Annotated in this window: 21 protein-coding genes; 2 read left to right on the top strand and 19 right to left on the bottom strand. The window is 32.6% G+C overall.

The window, feature by feature from the left end:
• Window positions 1-38 precede the first annotated feature (38 nt).
• From AAEO58_RS08260 to AAEO58_RS08250, 3 genes are read right to left on the bottom strand one after another with little or no spacing between them, the layout of a single operon-like run.
• Window positions 39-1,394: a peptidylprolyl isomerase gene (locus AAEO58_RS08260; protein WP_341682991.1), complete on the bottom strand. Its 1,356-nt coding sequence runs from the start codon at window positions 1,392-1,394 to the stop codon at window positions 39-41.
• The gene (locus AAEO58_RS08255; RefSeq protein WP_133609868.1) at window positions 1,378-2,229 is read right to left on the bottom strand and encodes a hypothetical protein; all 852 of its coding nucleotides are present in this window, start codon (window positions 2,227-2,229) and stop codon (window positions 1,378-1,380) included. Before AAEO58_RS08255 ends, AAEO58_RS08260 begins: the two co-directional genes overlap by 17 nt.
• Window positions 2,230-4,191 carry a peptidylprolyl isomerase gene (locus AAEO58_RS08250; RefSeq protein WP_341682990.1) on the bottom strand — a complete coding sequence of 654 codons (1,962 nt, stop codon included), beginning with the start codon at window positions 4,189-4,191 and terminating at the stop codon, window positions 2,230-2,232.
• Window positions 4,192-4,317: 126 nt separating this feature from the next.
• Between AAEO58_RS08250 and AAEO58_RS08245 the strand changes: the two genes are divergently transcribed.
• Window positions 4,318-5,913, top strand: a complete 1,596-nt coding sequence (locus AAEO58_RS08245) for a peptide chain release factor 3 (RefSeq protein WP_341682989.1) — start codon at window positions 4,318-4,320, stop codon at window positions 5,911-5,913.
• A gap of 62 nt (window positions 5,914-5,975) precedes the next feature.
• Here AAEO58_RS08245 and AAEO58_RS08240 read toward each other — a convergent pair whose 3' ends face one another.
• Window positions 5,976-6,857, bottom strand: a complete 882-nt coding sequence (locus tag AAEO58_RS08240) for a bifunctional 5,10-methylenetetrahydrofolate dehydrogenase/5,10-methenyltetrahydrofolate cyclohydrolase (protein WP_341682988.1) — start codon at window positions 6,855-6,857, stop codon at window positions 5,976-5,978.
• 117 nt (window positions 6,858-6,974) lie between these two features.
• Window positions 6,975-8,321, bottom strand: coding sequence for a signal recognition particle protein (gene ffh, locus AAEO58_RS08235; RefSeq protein ID WP_341682987.1), 1,347 nt, complete (start codon window positions 8,319-8,321; stop codon window positions 6,975-6,977).
• Window positions 8,322-8,529: 208 nt separating this feature from the next.
• On the opposite strand from ffh, the gene AAEO58_RS08230 reads away from it, so the two are divergent.
• Window positions 8,530-8,832 (top strand): YbjQ family protein, encoded by a 303-nt coding sequence (locus tag AAEO58_RS08230; protein WP_341682986.1) that lies wholly within the window; start codon window positions 8,530-8,532, stop codon window positions 8,830-8,832.
• Between the two features lie 79 nt (window positions 8,833-8,911).
• On the opposite strand, the gene AAEO58_RS08225 is transcribed toward AAEO58_RS08230, so the two are convergent.
• The 14 genes from AAEO58_RS08225 to AAEO58_RS08160 all read right to left on the bottom strand — a co-directional run bounded on the left by AAEO58_RS08225 (window position 8,912) and on the right by AAEO58_RS08160 (window position 23,523).
• Window positions 8,912-9,370: a hypothetical protein gene (locus AAEO58_RS08225; RefSeq protein ID WP_341682985.1), complete on the bottom strand. Its 459-nt coding sequence runs from the start codon at window positions 9,368-9,370 to the stop codon at window positions 8,912-8,914.
• Between the two features lie 113 nt (window positions 9,371-9,483).
• A complete protein-coding gene (locus tag AAEO58_RS08220) occupies window positions 9,484-9,924 on the bottom strand; it encodes a hypothetical protein (RefSeq protein WP_341682984.1) in 441 nt (146 codons plus the stop codon).
• A gap of 48 nt (window positions 9,925-9,972) precedes the next feature.
• On the bottom strand, window positions 9,973-10,161 hold the full coding sequence (locus AAEO58_RS08215) for a YgaP family membrane protein (protein ID WP_133609854.1): 189 nt from the start codon (window positions 10,159-10,161) through the stop codon (window positions 9,973-9,975).
• A 12-nt stretch (window positions 10,162-10,173) separates the two neighbouring features.
• Window positions 10,174-10,479: a hypothetical protein gene (locus tag AAEO58_RS08210; protein ID WP_341682983.1), complete on the bottom strand. Its 306-nt coding sequence runs from the start codon at window positions 10,477-10,479 to the stop codon at window positions 10,174-10,176.
• A 45-nt stretch (window positions 10,480-10,524) separates the two neighbouring features.
• On the bottom strand, window positions 10,525-13,722 hold the full coding sequence (locus AAEO58_RS08205; protein WP_341682982.1) for an efflux RND transporter permease subunit: 3,198 nt from the start codon (window positions 13,720-13,722) through the stop codon (window positions 10,525-10,527).
• Window positions 13,723-13,856: 134 nt separating this feature from the next.
• Complete coding sequence (locus AAEO58_RS08200; protein ID WP_341682981.1) at window positions 13,857-14,939, bottom strand: efflux RND transporter periplasmic adaptor subunit; 1,083 nt, start codon at window positions 14,937-14,939, stop codon at window positions 13,857-13,859.
• A gap of 4 nt (window positions 14,940-14,943) precedes the next feature.
• A complete protein-coding gene (locus AAEO58_RS08195; RefSeq protein ID WP_341682980.1) occupies window positions 14,944-16,251 on the bottom strand; it encodes a TolC family protein in 1,308 nt (435 codons plus the stop codon).
• Between the two features lie 274 nt (window positions 16,252-16,525).
• The gene (locus tag AAEO58_RS08190; protein WP_026724543.1) at window positions 16,526-16,732 is read right to left on the bottom strand and encodes a hypothetical protein; all 207 of its coding nucleotides are present in this window, start codon (window positions 16,730-16,732) and stop codon (window positions 16,526-16,528) included.
• 108 nt (window positions 16,733-16,840) lie between these two features.
• The gene (locus tag AAEO58_RS08185) at window positions 16,841-18,439 is read right to left on the bottom strand and encodes a hypothetical protein (RefSeq protein ID WP_341682979.1); all 1,599 of its coding nucleotides are present in this window, start codon (window positions 18,437-18,439) and stop codon (window positions 16,841-16,843) included.
• Window positions 18,440-18,501: 62 nt separating this feature from the next.
• Window positions 18,502-18,825, bottom strand: coding sequence for a hypothetical protein (locus AAEO58_RS08180; RefSeq protein ID WP_341682978.1), 324 nt, complete (start codon window positions 18,823-18,825; stop codon window positions 18,502-18,504).
• A 55-nt stretch (window positions 18,826-18,880) separates the two neighbouring features.
• Window positions 18,881-19,084, bottom strand: coding sequence for a DUF6132 family protein (locus AAEO58_RS08175; RefSeq protein WP_341682977.1), 204 nt, complete (start codon window positions 19,082-19,084; stop codon window positions 18,881-18,883).
• Window positions 19,085-19,143: 59 nt separating this feature from the next.
• Complete coding sequence (locus AAEO58_RS08170; RefSeq protein WP_341682976.1) at window positions 19,144-20,658, bottom strand: MBOAT family O-acyltransferase; 1,515 nt, start codon at window positions 20,656-20,658, stop codon at window positions 19,144-19,146.
• Window positions 20,658-22,082, bottom strand: a complete 1,425-nt coding sequence (locus AAEO58_RS08165; protein WP_341682975.1) for a GDSL-type esterase/lipase family protein — start codon at window positions 22,080-22,082, stop codon at window positions 20,658-20,660. Before AAEO58_RS08165 ends, AAEO58_RS08170 begins: the two co-directional genes overlap by 1 nt.
• A complete protein-coding gene (locus tag AAEO58_RS08160; protein ID WP_341682974.1) occupies window positions 22,072-23,523 on the bottom strand; it encodes an SGNH/GDSL hydrolase family protein in 1,452 nt (483 codons plus the stop codon). The genes AAEO58_RS08165 and AAEO58_RS08160 overlap by 11 nt, the downstream gene beginning before the upstream one ends.
• Window positions 23,524-23,605: the final 82 nt, after the last annotated feature.

Raw genomic sequence — 23,605 nt, 5'->3', positions numbered from 1 at the left:
AATAAAAAACCCTCTGAAAATTCAAAGGGTTAGTTAATTTATTTTTTTAACCAATTGTTAGTAAATTCACAATCTTTATAATCATCACTTATTTTAATATAAGTTTCTTTGATTTTTTCTTCAGACCATTTAGCAATTTCTTTGATTTGCTTATCTCTTAAAGCTAATTCTTTAATTTTAAGATAATCTCTAGAGAAATCCGCTTGATGTTCTTCAATTCTATTATTAACTGTGATTATTTTATAAAACTTTCCTGAACCTCTTTCTTCGTCTAAAATTGGTAACGAAACTTCTCCATCTTTTAAAGAAGAAACTTGAGCATATAAAGCAGGATCCATTTTAGTCAATTCAAATCTTGGCTCCATCGTTCTTGGATTTAATAAAACACCGCCATTGTTACGTGTTTCTTTTTCGTCTGACGATGATTTAGCTGCATCGGCAAATGTAATTTCCTTGTTTATGATTTTAGTTCTTATTTGATCAATTTTAGCTTTTGCATCTTTCATTGCTTGAGTTGAAACTTTTGGAGCAATTAAAATATGACGCAATTCTACTTCTTGACCTTTAATTTTATCAACCATGATAATATGATAACCGAATTCGGTTTCAAATGGTTCAGAAATTTCACCTTCAGCCAAACTAAAAGCTACATCTTTAAACTCTTTAACAAAAGCAGTTTTACGATTCATTTTGTAGTAACCACCATTTGAACTCGATCCTGGGTCTTCTGAAAATAAAACCGCTTTACTAAAGAAACTAGAACCGTTTAATACATCTTGTTTGATTTCTTTTAATTTATCAATTACTCGCTTCTTTTCATCTTCAGAAACAACTGGTTTTACTACAATTTGAGCTACTTCCATTTCGGCACCAAATGTTGGAATTTCATCAGCTGGAATTCCTTTGAAAAAATTTCTAACTTCCTCTGGAGTAATTTCAACTCCATCAACTATTTTTTTCTGCATTTGCGTGGTAAGCTTGTTCATTTTTACAGCATCAAAAAAATGATTTCTTAACTCTTCCTCATTTTTTTTGTTGTAATATTTAACTACTTTTTCCATTGAACCAATTTGCTCAACTGCTGCATCTAATTGCTCACTTAAATAGGCGTTTACTTCTGCATCTGTAACCACAATACTATCTTGAATAGCTTGGTGAGCATATAATTTATCTTCTAATTGTTTACCAAAAAGTTCACAACGGGTAATGTTCTTAACGTCAACTCCTTGTGCTTTTAATGTAATGTAATCCAAATCAATATCGGAATCCAATACTACATAATCACCAACCACTGCTACAACTCCATCTACTTTTTGTTTCTTAGGCTGTGCAAATACTGTTGTTGATGTAATAAAAAGTAATGCAAAAAGTAATCTCTTATTTATAAATTTCATATTTATTGTCTTTGATTGCGTCATTCGTAATCTCTTTTTCTAAAGTGTTAATTAATTCTAATTTTCTATTGTTGATAATAATTTGCTTAATTGTAGGTTTTAAAAACTCTAAAGGTGTTGCGCTATCTTTTGGTAAAACGTTATTAATTTTTACTAACCAAATAGTTGTTGAATCGGGATACTGAAAATTCATTCCACTTGAAACGTATTTCTGCTTATTTTCTAAATTAATAAACGGAATTTTTTCATAAACCTGATTAATATCTACCCAGATAGAATCGTTAAAAGCATAGCTTTTAAACTGAACCGCCATTTGTTCTAACTCCTTTTTATCTTTTTTGGTAAAGGAACTAAACTTTGATTTAATTTTCGCAAATTTTGGATTTTCTTTAACTAAATTGATATATCGCAACTTTACTAACTCTGATGAATTCTTAAAATATTGCTTATTTTTATTGTAATAATCTACTATCTGATCGTCTGTAACCAAAGTATCTACTTGTCTAATTACTAAATTTTCTAAGTAAGCTTTGGTGTATAAATCAACTTTGTATTGTTCAATTAAAACATTAAATTCATCTAATTGATCTTTCCCTATATTTTTTTCTGCCGCTTCAAAAAGTAATTTTTGAGTTGCCCATCGACCAATAAAAGATTTTACAATTGCAATACTATCTTGTTCTGATGTTCCTTTTGGTACTAAATTTAAGATATCGGATTCGTATAAATAACTTTTACCAACACGCGCTATGGCTTTTGGTTCTCTAGGCGCTTTGAAATAATCGCACGAAGAAACCAATAGTAAAAGTAAAATTATTTGTATCCAGTATTTCATTTAGTTATGCAACTGATTTTTTACTTTGGCAAATACATCTTGATTTACCTTAATAGTAAATTCTTTCTTTAATTCATCTACCCAATTATTCTCTAGATATTGCTGATAATCACTAATTACTTTTCCTTTACATTCAGACAGCTCTTTTGAACCAGCAGGCTTTACATCCGAAATGTTTACAACAAAAAAGTATTGGTCTTTTGAAACAATAGTGGTGACACCTTTTGGCAAGTCTTTAAATTGAGATAAAACATCATAATCTTCTTCATACATACCTGATTTTGACATGATATTTACTTTACCATCATTATTTAATTGTTCTTTGATATATTCTAATGATTTTCCTTTTTTCAAAAACTTTTGCGCTTTCTCAACAACTTTACTATCCGTTGATGATAAAATATCAGCACTATATCTTTTTTTCCATTGATAGTTTTTGATGTTGTTTTTAAAATAATCGTTTAATCCTATAGTATCATTTTTAGCTCTATTCCAAATCTCTTTTTCCATCAAATCAAAAAGCAATAAACCATCTCTGTATTCATCCATTACATTTTTGAATTCCGAAAATTCATTTTCTAAATTATCATTATAGTAGGTTATTAATTGCTCGTCAACAAATTTTTCAAACAATTCGTCTACTAATCTAGCAACAGGTTTTGTTTTAATATTTGACTTTTGTTTTGAAGCAATAAAATCTAAAAACACTTTAGAATTGATTTTTCTATCTTTATTGATAGTCAAAACAACTCCATTTAAATCTTTTGATTTTTCAGGAACAACCCAAGTTTGAGTGTAAAACTCATCATTAACTAATCCCTTTATTGTCGCAATTAATTTTGAGTCTTTAGTAAATGTATATTTTGCTCTTAATTTTTTAGCCAAAGAATTAGTAATTAACAAAGAACGTTCATCTTTTCTAATTTTTTCCTCTAATTCAAATTTCATATCGTCAAAAGTACGAACAGGATGCTTTTCAATTAATTTTACAATATGCCATCCAAATTGTGATTGAAAAGGAACTGAAATTTGATTTTTATCTTTTAATTCAAAAGCTACGTTTTCAAATTCTTCTGAACTCAACTGCCCAGAACCAAAACGTTGCAAAACACCACCTTTAGCAGATGATGATTTGTCTTCAGAAAATTGTTGTGCTAAACTTTCGAAATTTTCTCCTTGTTGAATTTTTTTATAAATATCATCAATAGTTGTTTTAGCTTTTTCATTTTGAGCAGCATCATTTTGCTTTAAAATCATAATATGTGCCACTGTAACTTCTCCTCTATTCACTCTCTTATCAACAACTTTTATGATGTGGTATCCAAAACGAGTACGAAATGGTTTTGAAATCTGACCTAACTTAGTTTTGTAAGCTGCATTTTCAAAAGGATATACCATTCTGAAAGCTGAAAAATAACCTAAATCACCATTATTTTCTTTTACTGAAGGATCTTCAGAAAACTGTTGTGCTACTTTAATAAAATCTTCGCCAGCATCTAATCTTTTCTTAACATCAAGAACTTTGTTATAAGCTTTTAAGGTATCTTGAGGCGATGCCCCTTCATCTACCAAAACTAAAATATGAGATGCTCTAACTTCTTGCTGCATTCTGTCATAAGCTTCATGCACCAATTCATTGGTAACTTTAGAATCGTTTACATAATTCTTTGACAATTGATTTCTATACGATTTTAATTCGTTCTGATAATTCGTACCGTTTTGCAAACCAATTTTATTTGCCTTTTCAACTTTTAATTTATATCCCAAAAATAAATCTAAATACTTGTCTAAATCTTTCTGAGAATCATCTTTTACTAAATCTAAATTTTTATTGTATACTCTCATGAATTCATCTGTATAATAAGGATGATTATCAATAGTAAACAAAACTTCCTTAGTTTGAGCCAATAAAAAACTTGGAGCTATTAAAAAAACAAAAATAAGTAGGCGACTAATTTTCATATAAATCATACATTTTAAGTTGTAATCGACAAAAATAAGAATTCGAGACTATTCCACAACATTTATAAGCGACTATTAACAGAAAATTCTGCAAAAAAAAGTTACTTTTGCACAAAATTTTGAATAATGAGTTTTATAGAAGAAATAGCAAGAAGACGAACTTTTGGAATTATCTCCCATCCCGATGCTGGTAAAACGACTTTAACTGAAAAATTATTGTTGTTTGGAGGCGCAATTCAGGAAGCTGGAGCTGTAAAAAGTAATAAAATTAAAAAAGGAGCTACTTCCGATTTCATGGAGATTGAAAGACAAAGAGGAATTTCGGTAGCGACTTCTGTTTTGGCTTTTAACTATCAAAATAAAAAAATCAACATCTTAGATACGCCAGGACACAAAGACTTTGCAGAAGACACGTTTAGAACTTTAACTGCAGTTGATAGTGTTATCGTAGTAATCGACGTTGCAAAAGGGGTTGAGGAACAAACTGAAAAATTAGTGGAAGTTTGTAGAATGCGAAACATTCCGATGATTGTTTTCATTAACAAATTAGACCGTGAAGGTAAAGATGCCTTTGATTTAATGGACGAAGTGGAGCAAAAATTAAAACTTCGCGTTACGCCATTGAGTTTTCCAATTGGAATGGGATACGATTTCCAAGGAATTTACAATATTTGGGAAAAGAACATCAACCTTTTCGAAGGTGATAGTCGAAAAAACATTGAAGAAACGATTGCTTTTGACGACATCAATAATCCGGAATTAGAGAAGATAATTGGTGAAAAACCAGCAAATCGCTTACGTGAAGAATTAGAATTAATTGAAGAAGTATATCCAGCATTTAGTCGTGAAGAATATTTGGCAGGCGATTTACAACCGGTTTTCTTTGGTTCGGCTTTGAATAATTTTGGAGTTCGTGAATTATTAGACTGTTTCGTTGAAATTGCACCAACACCAAGAGCAAAAGAATCAGATACTAGGTTAGTTCACCCTGAAGAAGAAAAATTAAGCGGATTTGTATTTAAAATTCATGCCAACATGGATCCAAAACACAGAGACCGTTTGGCGTTCATCAAAATTGTATCGGGAACGTTTGAAAAGAACAAACCGTATTTACACGTTCGTTTAGGAAAGAATTTAAAATTCTCTAGTCCGAATGCATTTTTTGCTGAGAAAAAAGAGATTGTAGATATTTCGTATCCTGGTGATATCGTAGGTTTACATGATACTGGAAACTTTAAAATTGGAGACACGTTAACTGAAGGTGAAATCATGAATTTCAAAGGAATTCCAAGTTTCTCACCAGAGCATTTTAGATATATCAATAATGCTGATCCATTAAAATCGAAACAACTAGAAAAAGGCGTTGACCAGTTAATGGACGAAGGTGTAGCACAGTTGTTTACCTTAGAAATGAACGGAAGAAAAGTAATTGGAACTGTAGGAGCGCTTCAATACGAGGTAATTCAATACCGTTTAGAGCATGAATATGGTGCGAAATGTACGTATGAAAACTTCCCTGCGTTTAAAGCGTGTTGGGTAAAACCACAAGATCCTAAAAATGTAGAATTTGCCGAATTTAAACGTGTGAAACAAAAATTCTTAGGTCATGATAAATATGGACAGTTGGTGTTCTTAGCCGATAGTGATTTTTCTATCCAAATGACGCAACAGAAATATCCAACGGTTGAATTATTTTTTACATCTGATTATCAGAAGAGATAAAAAAAAAGCCATTTCGTTTGAAATGGCTTTTTTGTTTAAATATTCTAATTAACTCTTTTGTATTATCTATTTCTCTTTTGTTCTCTTGCTAACAACGTATTTTTCAACAACATTGCAATTGTCATTGGTCCAACACCTCCTGGAACAGGCGTAATGTATGATGCTTTTTTAGAAACGTTTTCAAAATCTACGTCGCCAACAATCCTATAGCCTTTTTCTGTGGTTTCGTCTTCTACTCTTGTAATACCTACGTCAATAATAACTACATCGTCTTTTACCATTTCTGCTTTTAAGAAATTTGGAACTCCTAATGCTGAGATAATAATATCAGCTTGAGATGTAATTTGGTTGATGTTTTTAGAATGACTATGTGTTACAGTTACTGTTGAATTTCCAGGAAATCCTTTTCTTCCCATTAAAATTCCCATTGGTCTACCTACGATGTGACTTCTTCCAATAACTACGGTATGTTTACCATCTGTAGGAACATTATATCTTTCTAATAATTCTAAAATTCCGAAAGGTGTTGCTGGAATAAAAGTAGACATATCTAACGCCATTTTTCCAAAATTTTCTGGATGGAAACCATCTACATCTTTACTTGGATCAATAGCTTCAATGATTTTTTGTGTATCAATTTGTTTTGGTAAAGGCAATTGAACAATGAATCCATCAATATCATCATTTTCATTTAATTCTTTGATTTTTTTCAACAATTCAGTTTCAGAAGTTGTGCTTGGCATTTTTATCAAAGTCGATTCAAAACCTACGCGCTCGCACGATTTCACTTTACTTCCAACATACGTTAAACTCGCTCCATCGTTACCAACAATAATAGCTGCTAAATGAGGCACTTTTTCTCCATTAGCTTTCATTTGAGCTACCTCAGCAGCAATCTCATTTTTAATATCTTCCGATACTTTTTTTCCGTCTAATAATTGCATTTTTTTATTTCAGGTTTAGTGTTTTGGATTTAAAAGTTGTGTGCTTCCCAAAACAAATAGTTAGTATATTTAAAAAAATAAGGCTTAAACTCGAAAATTTAAACCTTAAACTGTAATTTACATTTTTGGCATTCCGCCTTTCATTCCAGCCATAGCCTTCATCATATTTTTTCCGCCACCACCTTGCATCATTTTCATCATTTTGCTCATTTGGTCGAATTGTTTCATCAATTGGTTGACTTGCTCAATTTTTGTTCCCGAACCTTTGGCAATTCTAGTTTTACGTTTTACGTCTATCAAAGATGGTTTACTTCTTTCAGCTGGTGTCATCGATTGAATGATAGCTTCAATATGTTTGAAAGCATCATCTTCAATTTCAACATCTTTTAACGCTTTTCCAGCTCCAGGAATCATTCCAACAAGGTCTTTCATATTCCCCATTTTCTTGATTTGCTGAATTTGCGCCAAGAAATCGTCGAAACCAAATTCGTTTTTAGCGATTTTCTTCTGTAATTTTCTTGCTTCTTCTTCGTCGTATTGCTCTTGTGCTCTTTCTACTAAGGAAACAACGTCTCCCATTCCCAAGATTCTATCCGCCATACGATTTGGATAAAACACATCGATAGCTTCCATTTTTTCACCTGTACCGATGAATTTAATTGGTTTATTTACTACCGATTTAATCGAAATAGCAGCACCACCACGCGTATCTCCATCTAACTTCGTTAAGATAACTCCGTCAAAATTCAATCTATCGTTGAAAGCTTTTGCTGTGTTCACTGCATCTTGACCTGTCATGGCATCCACAACAAATAAAGTTTCATGTGGCTCAATTGCTTTATGAACATTTGCAATTTCGTTCATCATTTCCTCATCAACTGCTAAACGACCAGCCGTATCGACAATTACAACATTGAAACCATTTGCTTTTGCATGTTTGATTGCGTTTTGAGCAATTTCAACAGGATTTTTATTTTCTGGTTCTGAATAAACTTCAACACCAATTTGTCCACCCACTACGTGCAACTGATTAATTGCCGCAGGACGATAGATATCACAAGCTACCAATAAAGGTTTTTTGTTCTTTTTTGTTTTTAGAAAATTAGCTAATTTTCCAGAAAAAGTAGTTTTACCAGAACCTTGCAAACCCGACATTAAAATTACTGTAGGGTTTCCTGATAAATTAATTCCAGTAGCATCACCACCCATTAATTCGGTCAATTCATCTTTAACAATTTTCACCATTAACTGACCTGGCTGTAACGTAGTTAATACGTTTTCACCAATTGCTTTTTCTTTTACTCTTGTAGTAAAATCTTTAGCAATTTTAAAGTTAACGTCGGCATCTAATAATGCTCTACGTACTTCTTTTAAAGTATCGGCAACATTTACATCGGTAATTTTACCATGACCTTTTAACAGATGTAGGGCTTTATCTAACTTATCGCTTAAATTATCAAACATAATTTTGAATTTGTGTAATGAAGTGCAAAGATAAGATAAAGTTATAAAGTCGCAAAATAGTAGTTTACTTAAAAAATGTTTTCTTGAATTATAATTTTAGGAATAATGAGCTGACTGAATTTTAAATTCGGAAGGCATTGGTTTTTATGTAACAAAATAGAATGCTATTAGTCTAATTAAAACATAATCAATTTATAACTAATTAGCCATGATCTTAACAACAACTAATTCTATTGATGGTTTTAGCATTGCAGAATACAGAGGCATTGTCTCTGGAACAGCAGTAAATATGCAAAAAATGAAAATGACTTTCAACATGCAAAAATATTACGCAGGAATAAGCGAAAGTGTTTCTGAAATCAAAGACCAAGCTTTTGAACAACTTAAAGCAAATGCAGAGAAATTAAATGCAAACGCCATTGTAGGAATAAATGTTGATATTGAACTAACAACTAGTAATTATGTAATAGTTACAATAACAGGAACAGCAGTGAGTATTATTAAGAGATAGTCCCATACTATTTAAAAAAAAAACATTTAGTTTTTTCTTACATTACTTCTGTTTATAAATTAAAATAGTTTTATTGTAATTAAAAAGTCTCTATTGTATTGTTGCTATTTTTATCTAATCTATGGTTATTAAACATTTCTATTGAAGCTTTCAATAAACCTATTAAACCAATAGCAAGTGCAATAATTCCAAATGACAAATCTTTTAATTGTTGTTTTTCAGAAAACAAAAACAAACCCAAACCTAAAAACAATATTGAAAAAGTAAAAAAAGCGATAAAAAATATAGTTCTTTTTCCTTTTTTTGGATTTTGCCATATTTTTAATGAAAATTTATTTTGAGTTTTCGAAGTGTCTTGAAGAGTAGAAAAACTGATTCCAAGTCCCATAAAAATTAAAAGACTATTCAAATCAGCAAACATTTTATCTTGATTATTTACACCTACTTCAAAAATATAAGTATAAGGCTTAATTGCAAAATACATTGCAAACAACATCAAAGGATATTGTAAATAGCTGATTTTTTGAAAAAAATTCATAACTTTTAATATTGTTTTTGAACAAAGACAAAACTAATATAAATTAATTATGAAAAAGTACTTTTAAATAAATAAAACCAGCTAAAAAGCTGGTTTTATTTTAATTTTTAATATTAGTCCTTTTCGAATGTTAAATAATCAACACTACCATCACCACCGCTTACGTGTTTTAATTCGATTTTAGTAGTGGTTCTTGAAATAACATTCCAATCTTCGCTAATTTCTTCAAATGGACCATCAATAGCCGTAAACATAATATCTAATTTAGTGTAACCGCTGTCAATATATGTACTCCAGTCACCTGTTTGTGTTGTTACACCATTAGTGGCTGACAAAGCACCATCTGATCCAAAGGTAAAACTATAGCCCGCATAATTATCGGTTTGAACAACCGCATCTTCTTTGTATAAAGTTACTATCCACACTCCATCCGTTACGGTAGAAGTAATTTCTGTTGGGTTTGATACTTGATTAGAAGTATCATCCTCATCCGAACAACCTATGCTAACAAATAATAGCAAAGATAAAATTGAGATTAATTTTAATTTTTTCATGATTTTTGTTTTGTTTAATAACGCTAAATTATAAAAAAAAGTATGCCATTAATCTTGAATCTTAAATACTTTTCTTAAAATATCTTCCATTAAACACCATTTGGTAATGGAGGATTGTAACAAATTGGCTCCAACAAAAATGGTAAACCAATACCAATTTTCATTCACATACATTCCTAACAACACACTTAAAATGATGAAGGTTCCTGCTATTGCTCTTATTAATCTGTTTATCATAATCTTTAATTTTTAATTATACTGTTCTACTGAAAATACTGCTAAATGAACTTTTGATATTGTTTTTTGTTCCTTATTGAATTGATTAACTTCTTGAAACAAAGTATCTAAATTTTGTTGTAAAATGAAAGCGTAAAAAACTATTGAATCCGTTTCATTCATTTCTGAACCAAACCAATTAGATTCTACATTTTTCTCTGAAGCATCTCTAAAACCTTTTACATCTTTGTACGAATACGATTTTACTTTAGCTTCTTTTAGCATCTTTTTGACGTCTTTTTCAAATTCTGCTATGGCGGTAATTAACACTAATTTCATGTTTATATTTTTTAGATTCTGAAACAAGTTCAGAATGACATTAATTTAATTATTCTTCTCCCATTTTTTACGTTCCGTGATATAGTAAATCAATGGAACTACAATCAATGTTAATAATGTTGATACAATTGCACCCGCTACTAACGAAATCGCTAATCCTTGGAAAATTGGATCAAACAAGATGATGGATGCTCCGATTACTACTGCTCCAGTAGTTAACAAGATTGGTGTTGTTCTAACGGCTCCAGCTTCAATGATAGCTTGTTTCATTGGAACTCCGTCGTTCAAACGGATTTCGATAAAGTCAATCAGTAAGACCGAATTCCGAACCATAACTCCAGCTAAAGCAATCATTCCAATGAATGAAGTTGCCGTAAAGAAAGCACCTAAAACCCAGTGACCTAACACAATTCCAACCAATGAAAGTGGAATGGCAACCATCATTACTAATGGTGTTTTGAAGTTTTGGAACCAACCTACAATCAACATGTAAATCACAATAATTACGACCAAAAAAGCAGCTCCTAAATCACGGAACACTTCTAAGGTTATTTGCCATTCTCCATCCCATTTTACGGTGAAATCGCTTTCATCAGATGGAGTATCCATGTACAATTCGTTTACTTTATATCCTTTTGGCACATTTATTTTTGCTAACTTCTCATTCATTCCCAAAATCGCATACACCGGACTTTCTAATGCTCCCGCCATATCAGCTAAAACATATACCACTCGTTTTTGATCTTTTCTGTAAATCGTATTTTGTAAAGTATCCGTAGTAACTTTTACCAAATCACTCACAGGAACTACATTGCCACGATTGCCTTTTATTTTCAAGTTTTGAATATCTTGCATCGAAGTTTTGTCTTTGTCTTCTAATGAAAGTGTAATGCCAACAGGATTATTCGAACGCTCATCGTATAAATTAGAAACTGGCATTTCTCTCAACAAATACGTTAAGTTACCAACTACTTGCTGTGGAGCAATTCCATTTAACATGGCTTTTTCTCTGTCAACTTCTAATTTGTATTCTACTTGAGGTGCTTCTACCATCCAATCGGTATCCACTACATCTGAAGTGGTTTCCAAAATGGTTTTAACTTGGTTCGCAACTTTGATTTGGTCTTCATAATTTGGTCCGTAAACCTCAGCTACTAAAGTTGATAAAACTGGTGGACCTGGCGGAACTTCAACGATTTTTACATTCGCACCGTATTTTTTTGCAATTTTTTGCACTTCAGGACGAACAACTTTTGCGATATCATGACTTTGTAAATCTCTATCTTCTTTGTGTAGTAAATTTACCTGAATATCCGCCATATTGCTTCCACCGCGCATATCGTAATGACGCACTAAACCATTAAATGTAATTGGAGCCGATGCACCTACATAATTCTGATAATCCACCACTTCTGGAACAGTTGAAAGATATTGCGCAATTTCTTTGGTAACCGCTGCAGTTCGTTCTAACGTAGATCCTTCTGGCATATCGATTACGACTTGGAATTCGTTTTTATTATCAAAAGGCAACATTTTAACCGCAACTGATTTCGTAAAAAACATCAAAACCGAACCAATTAACAAAACGCCAGTAATCAAAAACATTAGATTACGTTTTTTAGAATTGTCTAAAAGTGGTTCTTCAATTTTTTTGTAAATTCTATAAATCCATGAGGTTTCTAACCCTTGTTCTTCTTTATGTTCTTGCTCGTCTTTTTCGTGTAATAAATGGTATCCCAAATATGGTGTAACAGTCAAAGCCACAAACAACGATAATATCATCGCAATCGAAGCGCCAATTGGCATCGGACTCATGTAAGGCCCCATCATTCCTGATACGAAAGCCATTGGAAGGATTGCTGCAATAACGGTAAAAGTCGCTAGAATGGTTGGGTTTCCTACTTCGTTAATCGCATAAATAGCCGCTTGTTTGAACGGCAGTCGCTTCATTTTGAAATGTCGGTGCATGTTTTCGGCAATAATAATACTGTCGTCTACTACAATTCCTACCACAAAAACTAAAGCAAAAAGCGTAATTCTATTTAACGTATACCCTAATAAATAATAACTAAATAAAGTCAATGCAAAGGTTAACGGAACCGAGAAAAACACCACTAATCCACCTCTCCAACCCATGGCTAGCATTACTAAAACAGTTACTGCAATAATCGCAACTCCCAAATGCAATAACAACTCTCCTACTTTGTGCGATGCTGTTTCTCCATAGTTTCTAGAAACTTCAACGTGTACATCGGCTGGAATTAAATTTTTCTTTAAAGCTTCTACTCGTTCCAGAATTTTCTCTGAAATTTTCATCGCATCCGCACCTTTAACTTTTGCAATCGAAATGGTTACAGCTGGATATTCCGAATTGTGTTTTGAGAATTTTTCATTCGCTTTTCCGTACCCAAAAGAAACATAATTCTTTGGTGTTTGTGGTCCGTCTTGAATGGATGCTACTTGTTTTAGATAAACGGGCATATTATTATTTACGCCAACGACCAAGTTTTCTACATCTTCCGAAGTGGCTAAAAATTTACCCGTTGTGACTAAATATTCGGTGTCATTTTGTACAAAACTTCCTGATTGCGAACTTCCGTTATTGGCTTGAATCATTTGCATAATGCTCAATGCATCTACACCATTTTCGCCCATTTTATCTTTGTCTAAAACTACTTTTAGCTCGCGGGTTCTTCCACCAATTTCTTTCGTAATAGCAACGTCTTTTACTTTTTCAACTTCCGAAGTAACTTCTTCTGCTATTTGACGCAATTGAAAATCATCATATTTTTCGCTCCAAAGCGTTAAGCCTAACATCGGAACATCGTCAATAGAACGTGTTTTTACCATCGGTTGATAAACACCTTGTGGAAACATATTTTGGTGTTTCATCAATTCGTCGTATAATTTTACATACGAATCTTCGCTGTTTTCACCCACATAAAATTGCACGACCATCATTGCCTGACCGTTCATTGCCATACTATGAATGTGCTCTACTCCTTTGATGTTCGAAATTACTTTTTCAAGCGGTTTAATCACTCTACTTTCAACTTCGCTCGGACTTGCTCCTGGATAACCCACCATTACGTCGGCCATAGGAACATTAATTTGTGGTTCTTCTTCTCTTGGAATTAAGAACGAACTGTATGTACCAATTATCATCAACGCTACCATCAATAAAATGGTTAGTTTTGAGTTGATGAAAAAATTGGCTATTTTACCTGATATACCTTCTTGCATGATATTGGCCCCCTAACCCCCAAAGGGGGCAATTGTTGGGATGAAATTAAATTAAACATTATTTTACTATGAGTTATTCAACTCAAACTTAGTATGCGCATTGTCTCCTCCCTTTTGGGAAGGTTGGGAGGGGCTTACTGAATACTAACCTTTGCTCCATTGAATAATTTTCCTTCAGCTGAAACGATATATTGTTCGTCTGCTGATAATCCTGATAAAACTTCTACTTGATTACCAAATGTTTTTCCAATTCGTAACCATCTTAAAATTGCGACATTGCCGCTTCCTACAGTGTAAATCCCTGTCAATTGACCTTGTTTTACTAAAGCAGTTTCTGGAACCATTACTATATCAGATTTTGCTATAGTTGTTTCTTTTTTAGCGGTTGGAAATTGAACGTTGACAAACATTCCAGATAAAATTTCTTTATCCATTTTGTCTAAAGTTACTTTCACTAAATATTGTCCACCCGTATTTTTTGCAGATAAACTCACTTCCGAAACTTTTCCAGCGACTTCTTTATTTATTGATTTTACATTGATTTTTACTGGCATTCCGTTTTTAACATTGGAAATATCGCTTTCCGAAACCATTGCCGTTACTTGTAATCTTGAAGCACCTTCTATACTTACTAAAGGCATTCCCGGATTGGCCATATCGCCTTCTTTTACGAAAGTATTGGTTACCGTTCCTGAAAATGGAGCTGTAATATTCGAATAAGAAAACTGCGCCATCACTTCATTTCGCATTTGTTTGGCTGCTTCTAAACCTGCTTTTGCCATTTCGTAGCGTGCTGTCATATCGTCTAATTCTTTTTGCGAAGCCGATTGTTGTGCAAACAAATTCACAAAACGATCATAATCTTTTTTAGCATTGTTATAAGCTGCTGTTACTTGTGTGATGGATGCGTCAACTTGTGCTTTTTTAGCTTGTAAATCGGTATTATTGATGCTTACCAAAAGTTGTCCAGCCGAAACATTTTGTCCCACTTTTACATTCACTTTGGTTACATAACCCATCATTCTGGTGCTTAAATTCGCACTGTTTTCCGATTCGATTTTTCCACTTGCTGTTACATACGGACTATTGGAGTTTTCAGAATCTCCAGCTACTTTTACAGGAATTGCTGGTAAATCAGCTACATTTTCTTTTTTATCACTTCCACAAGATGTTAAGATTAATGAAGACAAAGTGATTATAGTTATTATCTTTTTCATAGTATTATTTCGTTAAAAATTGTAAGTATTGTTTGGTAAAGTTATATTCGAAAACGGCTTGCAAATGCTCTAATTCTTTTTGGGCCATTTGCGTTTCAGCCATTAATAAATCAGTTGTTTTTTCTAATCCTTGTGTGAATCTATTTTGGCGAATTCTAAAAGCTTCTTGTGATTGTTCAAAAGCTAATTTGGACAAATTCACTTTGTTTTCTGCATCTACCAATTGACGATTGGTTTTACTCAATTCTAACTGACTTTGCTTTTTGTATTGTTCGGTTTCAATTTCGGCTTTTTCAAAATCAGCTTTTGCTTTTTGAGTTTTTCCAATGGTTTTGAATCCGTCAAAAATATTCCATGATAATTGCGCACCTACTAAATAGCCTTTAGCTGAAGTTCCGAAAATATTTTGATCGTATAATTCATAACTTCCAAAAGCGTTTAATCTTGGTAAGAATCCAAATTTGGATGATTGAAACATTTTTTTGTACGCTTCAGACGATTTTTGCATCGCTTGAATATCTTTTCTGGAATCAGAAATTGTGGTATTCATACTTTCGATTGCAATTGAATTATCTAAAGCTTCTGCTGGCTTGTAGGTTTTTCCAGCCATATCTTCGTTCAATAAAAATGCTAAATAATCGGATGCGTTTTGCACATTTGATTTGGCATATTGTAATTGATTCGTAATTTCATTCACACGAACTTGCACGTTTAACAAATCGGTTTTTTGCAACATTCCGTTTTTGAAGTAGTTTTCAACCATTTTTAAATTGCCCTGTGCGGTTGCATTGGCTTTTTCTAAAACTTTCACTGCTTTATAAGCCAATTGCAATTGCATGTAGGCTTTTGAAACTTCCAATTCTAAATATTCCTTAGTTCGTTCCGTTTGTAATTGAAAAGCGTCCATTTTGGCTTTAGCGGCTTGTCTTCCATATAAACCATCTAAATTAAAAAGAGGTTGCTGTACTTCAATTTTAGTGGCGAAGTTTTGAGTTACTTCTGGGTCATTCAACAACGCTGGATTAAAATCGGAAGCAGTTAAAATCTCCTGATTTAATTTCGAACCAAAAGCCATTAAAGGATTAGTTGTCGAAATTCCTGTGTGCGACACATTAATGTTGGGCAAAAAGAGTGCATTCGATTGACGATAATCCGCTTTAGCCGATTGAAATGATTTTTCTGCCACTTTGATTTGTAGGTTATTTTCAGTGACTTTTTGTAACAAATCATTTTTTGAAATCGTCAAAGTATCTTGTGCAAAAGCAGCACCAGTTACCATTCCTAATACGATTAATAAATTGACTTTTTTCATAGTATAGTTTATTCTTATTTTATGTTACAAATGTACATTCGTAAAAAAAGGTAGTCGGTAACAAGAGTTACATAACCCTGTGACAATTGTTACAAATGAAAAGAGCACCTCTTCAGATGCTCTTTTACTAACCAATAAAACTAAAAACAATCATCAATTTCTCAATGAATTGTTTCTCAAAATTATGTCTTTTAAAAAACCTACTCAGCAACATTTGTTACATAAAAAAACGCCCCGATAAAATCGAGGCGTCTTTATAAATATGAGTGTAAAACTATTCAGCTTTTTTCTCAGCAGCTTTTTTAGATGAACAACATCCACCTGATTTAGCTTCTGAACCACAAGATTTTTTGTCAGCAGTTGAACAAGATTTTTCAGTTTTAGCTGTTTCTTTTTTTGCTTTTTGTTTTGGCTCTTGAGCATTAACATTCATTGAAAACATAAAAGCAGCTACTGCCATAATTGAAACTAATTTTTTCATTTTTTGTATTTTTAAATTGTTATTTATTTTTTTTGTTTGTATTGTACTATTACAAATATATATAATTTTAGAAATAGTACTCTTAATTTTTTATTAATTTAACAGTTATTACTTTTTTATTACTTTTTGAGACACATAAAATTTGTCATCAAAAATAAAAGTTATAATCACAAATTCTGATTTGGCTGATGCTAAACTAAAATTCATACTATTTATTCCTGCACTTACATCTTCGATTTCTCCTTCTTCTGCTATTTTACCATCTAATGTCGATATTATATAATTGACTTTAGCAGAATAGGCCATATCAAATTGAATTCTAACCGTATCATTTGATGTTGGATTAGGCGAAACCGTAAATGAAAACGGATTTTTACCATCAATTTGAGGTGTGCTCAATAACGGATTTTTTACTAATTTAACTTCATAAACCGTTGGATCGGCACTCGTTAAATTGGTTTGATTATCTGTAAATGCTGAAGGAGAAGAACTTTGAATTCCTCCAAATAAATGTCCAATTACGAATTCGTCCGCAGTAATATTCGATAATTGAATTACTTCATTTGAATAATGTGGTAAATTCTCATTCGGAATAAATTCGGCTCCAGCACCTTTTAAATTTGGCATTTCAACAGGCAATTGGTATTCATATAAATCTCCAGAAGCTGTTCGAGTAGTTCTACTAATTGTTTTAACAAAAGGAACCGTATCGTCTTGTAATAAGGTGCCATTAGAATAGTAATACTGACTCATTCCTCCAAAAAACAAATTGTGCATTCTGTTATTGGTAGCATCATACAAGCAAGCCTTCCCACTGTGATAATTGCTCAAATATTGATTGAATTGCGTTTGAGGAAAATAACCTCCTGCTTTTATATCAACTGGATATAAAAAAGGTAAATCCACCGCAATTTGAAATACGCCTGAGGAAATCGTATACCCTAATTCACCATCAGGAAAAACTTGAGGTAATAAATTATAATCCCGACGGTGCAAATGAACGGCATCTACAACTTCTTCATAATTAGCATAACTCAAACTTGCTCCCGAATTATCAATTGTAAATTTTCGGATAGCATTTGAATACGTTTGGGTAAACGTTGGATTGTTCATCGGATTGTATCTTCCGTCAAAACGATGTCCGCCTACCAAATAAAACGTAGTACCAATTTTTGCCAATTGTCCGCCAGTAATCGCAAAAACATCATTTGATATTTGTTTGAAATAGGATGTTATTGGAGTACCTGCAATGATAGCATTTATCAAATTAGACACGTCAACCGAAGTCAAATTATTGAACGTTTTATGATCGGCTGCTGTTGTTGAATAAGCATATCCTCCAATAATAAACAAAGCATCACCATCTTGATAAAAGTTCATGTTGGTCGATTGCAATTGTTCTTTAATTCCTGTTGGAAGCGAATTCACGGAAGCCGACCAAGATTGCTGCGTTGCAATATCAACCACATAAATATCCGTATTATTTTGAGCTCCTGGAAAAGCATTAAAAGGCTGACGTGCGTGTAAACCGTCTTTTCTTCCGCCAATGATTAACCATTTTCCATTATGTTGCGCAAAAGCATAAGAATGCAATCCTGGTAGTCCTGAAACGGAGACCGGAGTTAACACCACATCATATTTGAAGGTGCTTTGTGCTGTTGTTGACTGAAAAAAAGCCAACAAAAACACGATTAAAATATTTTTCATTTTATTCCATTATAAGTTAAGCTTGTGTAAAAACACAAACATGAAAACCAACTTTTTTTAAGTTAAGAAATGGAAAACTTTGGCGGATGCCAAATGGAATGTTGGTATTTAGAAATAAAGATTTTCTCGTAGTTCGATTGTTCTTTTTCTATTTTGAATTCTGGAAAAGTTATTTCGGTTTTAAAATCTAATTCGGCTACAAATTGAACCGGACTAAAATTCAAACTCATGATAATTTTTCCTTTCTCACAACCCGAAGATTCTGAGCCTGATTTATTACAAGTTTGTTCACAATTTTCACTCGCAAGCATTTTCATTGCTCTAACTGATGGCAACGTCACCAGAAGCAATAAGTAAAAACAAAGTATGTGAACTAAAAATTTCATTCAACAAATATATACAAACTTTAAAAACATTTGGTAACATTTGTTACACAAGTAATTAGGATTGTTTCTTTTTGAAGAAATCACTAATCATGTTAAATAGTAATCCTCCTAATACACCACCATACAAAGTACTATTTATTGGTTTTGAAGTAATAGAACACGTTCCTGAAACACATCCAACATAATGGTAATAAGCATAACCTGAAATTAATCCTATTACAACTCCAATAAACGTAATTATAATTTCTCTTTTATTCATCTCGTTTTAAAAAAACAAAGTTACAATTCGTACGAAAGCAAATTGGTAACAAAAGTTACTTAAAACTGAAAATAAATAAAAGGCTGTGCACCAGCAGAAGCCGTTGCATAAACCACCCAATAAATCAAGCCTAATAAAACAGCTTTTGCCACTAATGGTAGAGTTGAAAATGTTTTTTGCATACCAGCTAAAGTTTTTACTGGAACAAAATGCCATACCACACCAATTGCAATCAATAAAAAGACATTTTTATATCCTAAAATAATGGTTTGCCATTGATTTAAATCGAAAGTTAATTTGGTAATATTATCTGCAATTTGAAATGCCGTTGCAAAGTCTTTCGCTCTAAAAAACAACCAACAAAACACGACAAAGTGGAACGTTAAAATAACTTGGATAGTTCTAACGAATATATTTTTTGGCAACTTAATAAACTGACCAAAGAATTTCTCTACTACTAAAGCTAATCCGTGTAAAACGCCCCAAACAACAAATTTCCATGAAGCGCCGTGCCACAAACCACCTAATAGCATCGTCATGAATAAGTTGAAATAGGTTCTGATTTTTCCTTTTCTGTTTCCACCTAAAGTAATGTACAAATAATCTCGTAACCAAGTCGAAAGCGAAATATGCCATCTTCTCCAAAATTCGGTGATAGAACCTGATTGATATGGCGTTCTAAAGTTATCAGGCAACCAGAATCCCATCAATAAAGCTAGTCCAATGGCAATATCAGAATATCCAGAAAAGTCACAATAAATTTGAATAGCATAACCATAAGAAGCCATTAAATTTTCGAATGCAGTGTAACTATTCGGTGCATCAAAAACGCGATCAACAAAGTTGCTTGAAATGTAATCTGAAATAACTGCTTTTTTGATTAATCCGCCAATAATCAAGAATAGAGCACGATTGAAATCTTCTTTCGTTAACTTTAATTTCTCATAAATTTGCGGAATGAAATCACTTGCTCTTACAATTGGCCCTGCTACTAATTGCGGGAAAAACGAAACGAAGAACAAGAAATCCATGAAGCTTTTCGTTGGCTCTAATTCTCTACGGTAAACATCGATGGTGTAACTTAAGGTTTGGAAAGTGTAAAATGAAATTCCGACTGGAAGAATAATGTCTTCAAACTTCATAGTTCCGTCGAAAAGAGAATTGTAATTGTCAATGAAGAAATTGGTATATTTAAAATAAGCCAACATCCCTAGGTTAATCAATAAACTTAATATCATATAAAATTTACGATAACCTTGTTTGGCTTCTTCATAGATTAATCGCGATAAAACATAATCAACAACCGATGAAAAAATCAACAATCCAAAATAGATTCCACTTGATTTATAATAGAAAAACAAAGAAAACAACACCACATAAGTAATGCGGAAATAATGAGTTTTTCTAGATAAAATGTAAATAATATAGAAAACTAAAAAGAATCCTAAAAAAATAGCGCTATTAAATAAAAGCGGTTGTTTTGGATTGAATAAAAACCAGTTTTTAATGGTCTCTAAATCGATATTCCCTACATTTTCAAGAAACCAATTTTGTATGCTAAAAAGTGCTTTCACTACTGCTTTGTCGATTTAAATAATTCGTATGATTGTAAAAAGGCTTCAAAAAACAAATCGCCTTGTTTTTCATATCCTGCTTTTGAATAATGCACCTTATCTCTTGCCATGTAACCTTTTGCTGCATTGCGTTGAATGGATTTGTTTCCACCAAAAACTTGAAGTAAATCCCAAACGGCATAATTTTTCACATGCGCATTGTCTTCAATGAATTCGGCATATTTTTCAATAAAGGTATTTTTATATTTTCTATGCAAAACCGAAGGCGGTGAAGTCATCACCAAAACACAAGCTTGCGGGTTTTTATCTTTAATTCCTTGAATCATTTGACTCAAATTCGCAAAATATTGTTCGCCCGACTGTTTATCGAAACTTTCATTTGTTCCTAAAGAAATAATTACTAAATCAGGATTTAAAGCTGGCAATTGCTCATTGAATAATCTGAATTTATTGTAATCAGACGCTTTCGCACCATTCACTCCAATACTGTGATAGATGACACCCGAATTATCATTTTCCAAAACCAATCCATTTAAAGCAAAATCATCAATTTCTTGATTCGGAACAATCGCAATTTTATCTAAAGGCGTTTCCGAAATGTAATCATTTGAAAATAGTGAAGGTTGTAATTCAATTGGAATATATTCTGTTTTTGTGGTACTTTTCGATTGTGTTCCTTTAGTTGGAATCGTCAAAACTTTTCCATCGCGAATCATATCACTTTTTAAACCGTTTGCTTTTTTCAAGGCTTTTAAAGAAACATTGTATTTATCGGCAATTCCTCCTAAAACTTCACCTGGTTTTACTTTATGGGTGATTTTTTTCGGAACTTTTCTTTCAATTACAATACTTTTATTAGAAACCGAAACATCAAATAAATTTACATTTTGAGGTGTAATCACTTTCAATTTCGTGAAATTATATTGCGCATCTTTTACATTCAATTGAATCGCAAAATCTTTTGAAGTCGTTTCCATAGAAAAACCACTCAAGCCAACCGGACGATTAGCATCGGCATATAAATTTCGAAAACTTTGAAAATTTCCTGAAGCAGAATAACGAATCGGAGCGCTATTATTTGTCTTAGCTACGCTATATGGAAACGTAAATCCAAAACCGCCATTCCCATATACTTTTTGAAATTGGGTACGAATTTTAGCCGTAAATAAATCCGCTTGAATATGTGAATCGCCAATATGAACAATATTAATTTTACCCGATTTGCTTTGCTCTAATTGGTACATTTTTTCATAAAACGTCAAAAGTGCATTCGGATTGTGAATGTCGTTTCCTGTGAAAGTAACTTCGATAGAATCAACAACGGGAATATCTACATAAACCGAGTCCATTGGCACTAATAAAGTGTCTTGAGAAAATCCAACAAAAGAAAATCCCAACAAAAGCATCAAAAATTTATTCTTCATAAACGGAATCTTTATTAATGATGACACTATCTTTTTTCACTGGAGCAGCTGGTTTTTTACGCTTCTTTCTCAAATCTTTATACATTTCATAGCCTTGATTTAATTGCGTAAAAATCAAATTTGCGGCTTCTTTGGCTCCTCTGTGATTAAAGTGTGTGTAATCTTTATTAGCTCTGGCTGGCTCTTGTTCTACCCATTGAATCATAGAACCATCGCCACCCATTAAAGTGTACATATTGACAAAACTCGATTCCGATTTAATTGCATATCGCTTTTGTGCCGTATTCAAGGGAACAACAGCAGAATCGGTTTTCATTTCTAAATCGTATTTGGTAGATTTATCAGCAGTTGAAACAATCAAAATAGACACTCCTGGAAAACATTCTTTCAAATGCGCTACTACTTTTGCCATTCGTTTTTCGTACCATCCGTAGTTTAACGAACCATAGTTCAAGACATTAGCACCATATTGCAACACGATTAAATCGTAATCCAATTTCGAATGGAACGCTCGCATCGTAGCTACATCAAAACTTCCAATTGGCAAACCAGAATTTCCTCTATTCGAGAAATTATCCACGTGAACACCTTTGCCATCATCAAAATTGAATCCGTAAATTGGAATAGAATCGGCTTTTTTGAAATTCACTTTGATACTTTTTAAATTTCCTTCCGATAAAGCTAATGTATTAACCGCTTTATTAGGTGTCAATTTCTTTACAATAGTATCAGCACCCGACATATAAAATACTTTTCCTTCTTTATTCGACGAACTTCCATAAAATAAGGTTGGGCGAGGTAAGTCTGAAGCAAATCTTGTTTTATTTGCTTTATATTTTACCCAAGCTACATTTGCAGTATCATTCGCATAAAACACATGTCCGTTTACACCAAATGGATTGGATGGACGCTTTACTTTTAAATACGATTGGGTTTTCCAGTTTCCAGAAAATTCGTGAGTAATTGAACTACGAGAACTCGCCGATTCAGAAGTAATGTTAACAAATCCAACACCTTGACCTCCAAATTTTTCTTGCAAATACGTTCTAAAATCTTTTACAATTAGATCACCATCCGTCATCGAATCACCAAAATAAGCGATGCGAACATTACCTTCTTTTTTGGTTTCTAGTTGGAAAAGCTTTTCGAAAAATGTTGCTAAATACTGATTTCCGGTATATTCTTCGAATGTTTCTGGCGGAAATTGAATTCCGTTTACCACTTTGTAATCGATAACGGTTTTTGCCATTGAATCGTCAACGGTTGCTCCTTCATCTTCAGCAATAGCTTCCAAAAGCAAACTATCAACAACTACATTTTTAGAACTGAAAGTACTTTCGGTAAATAACTTTTTAGGTAAAAACGTTTTGAATGCCAAAAAAGACAATCCAGAAACAATTACCACGATTAAAGTTTGAAAAAAATATTTTGATGTATTCACTTAATTTTATCTCTTATAACTGATTTACTATTTCAAAATTCGTTGTTCCAAGTTCGTTGTTCGATATTTAAACAAAGAATAT

It is taken from the genome of Flavobacterium helocola (genome assembly GCF_038289885.1).
Classification (GTDB): domain Bacteria; phylum Bacteroidota; class Bacteroidia; order Flavobacteriales; family Flavobacteriaceae; genus Flavobacterium; species Flavobacterium cheniae.
This window is presented reverse-complemented; position numbering and strand designations above follow the sequence as displayed.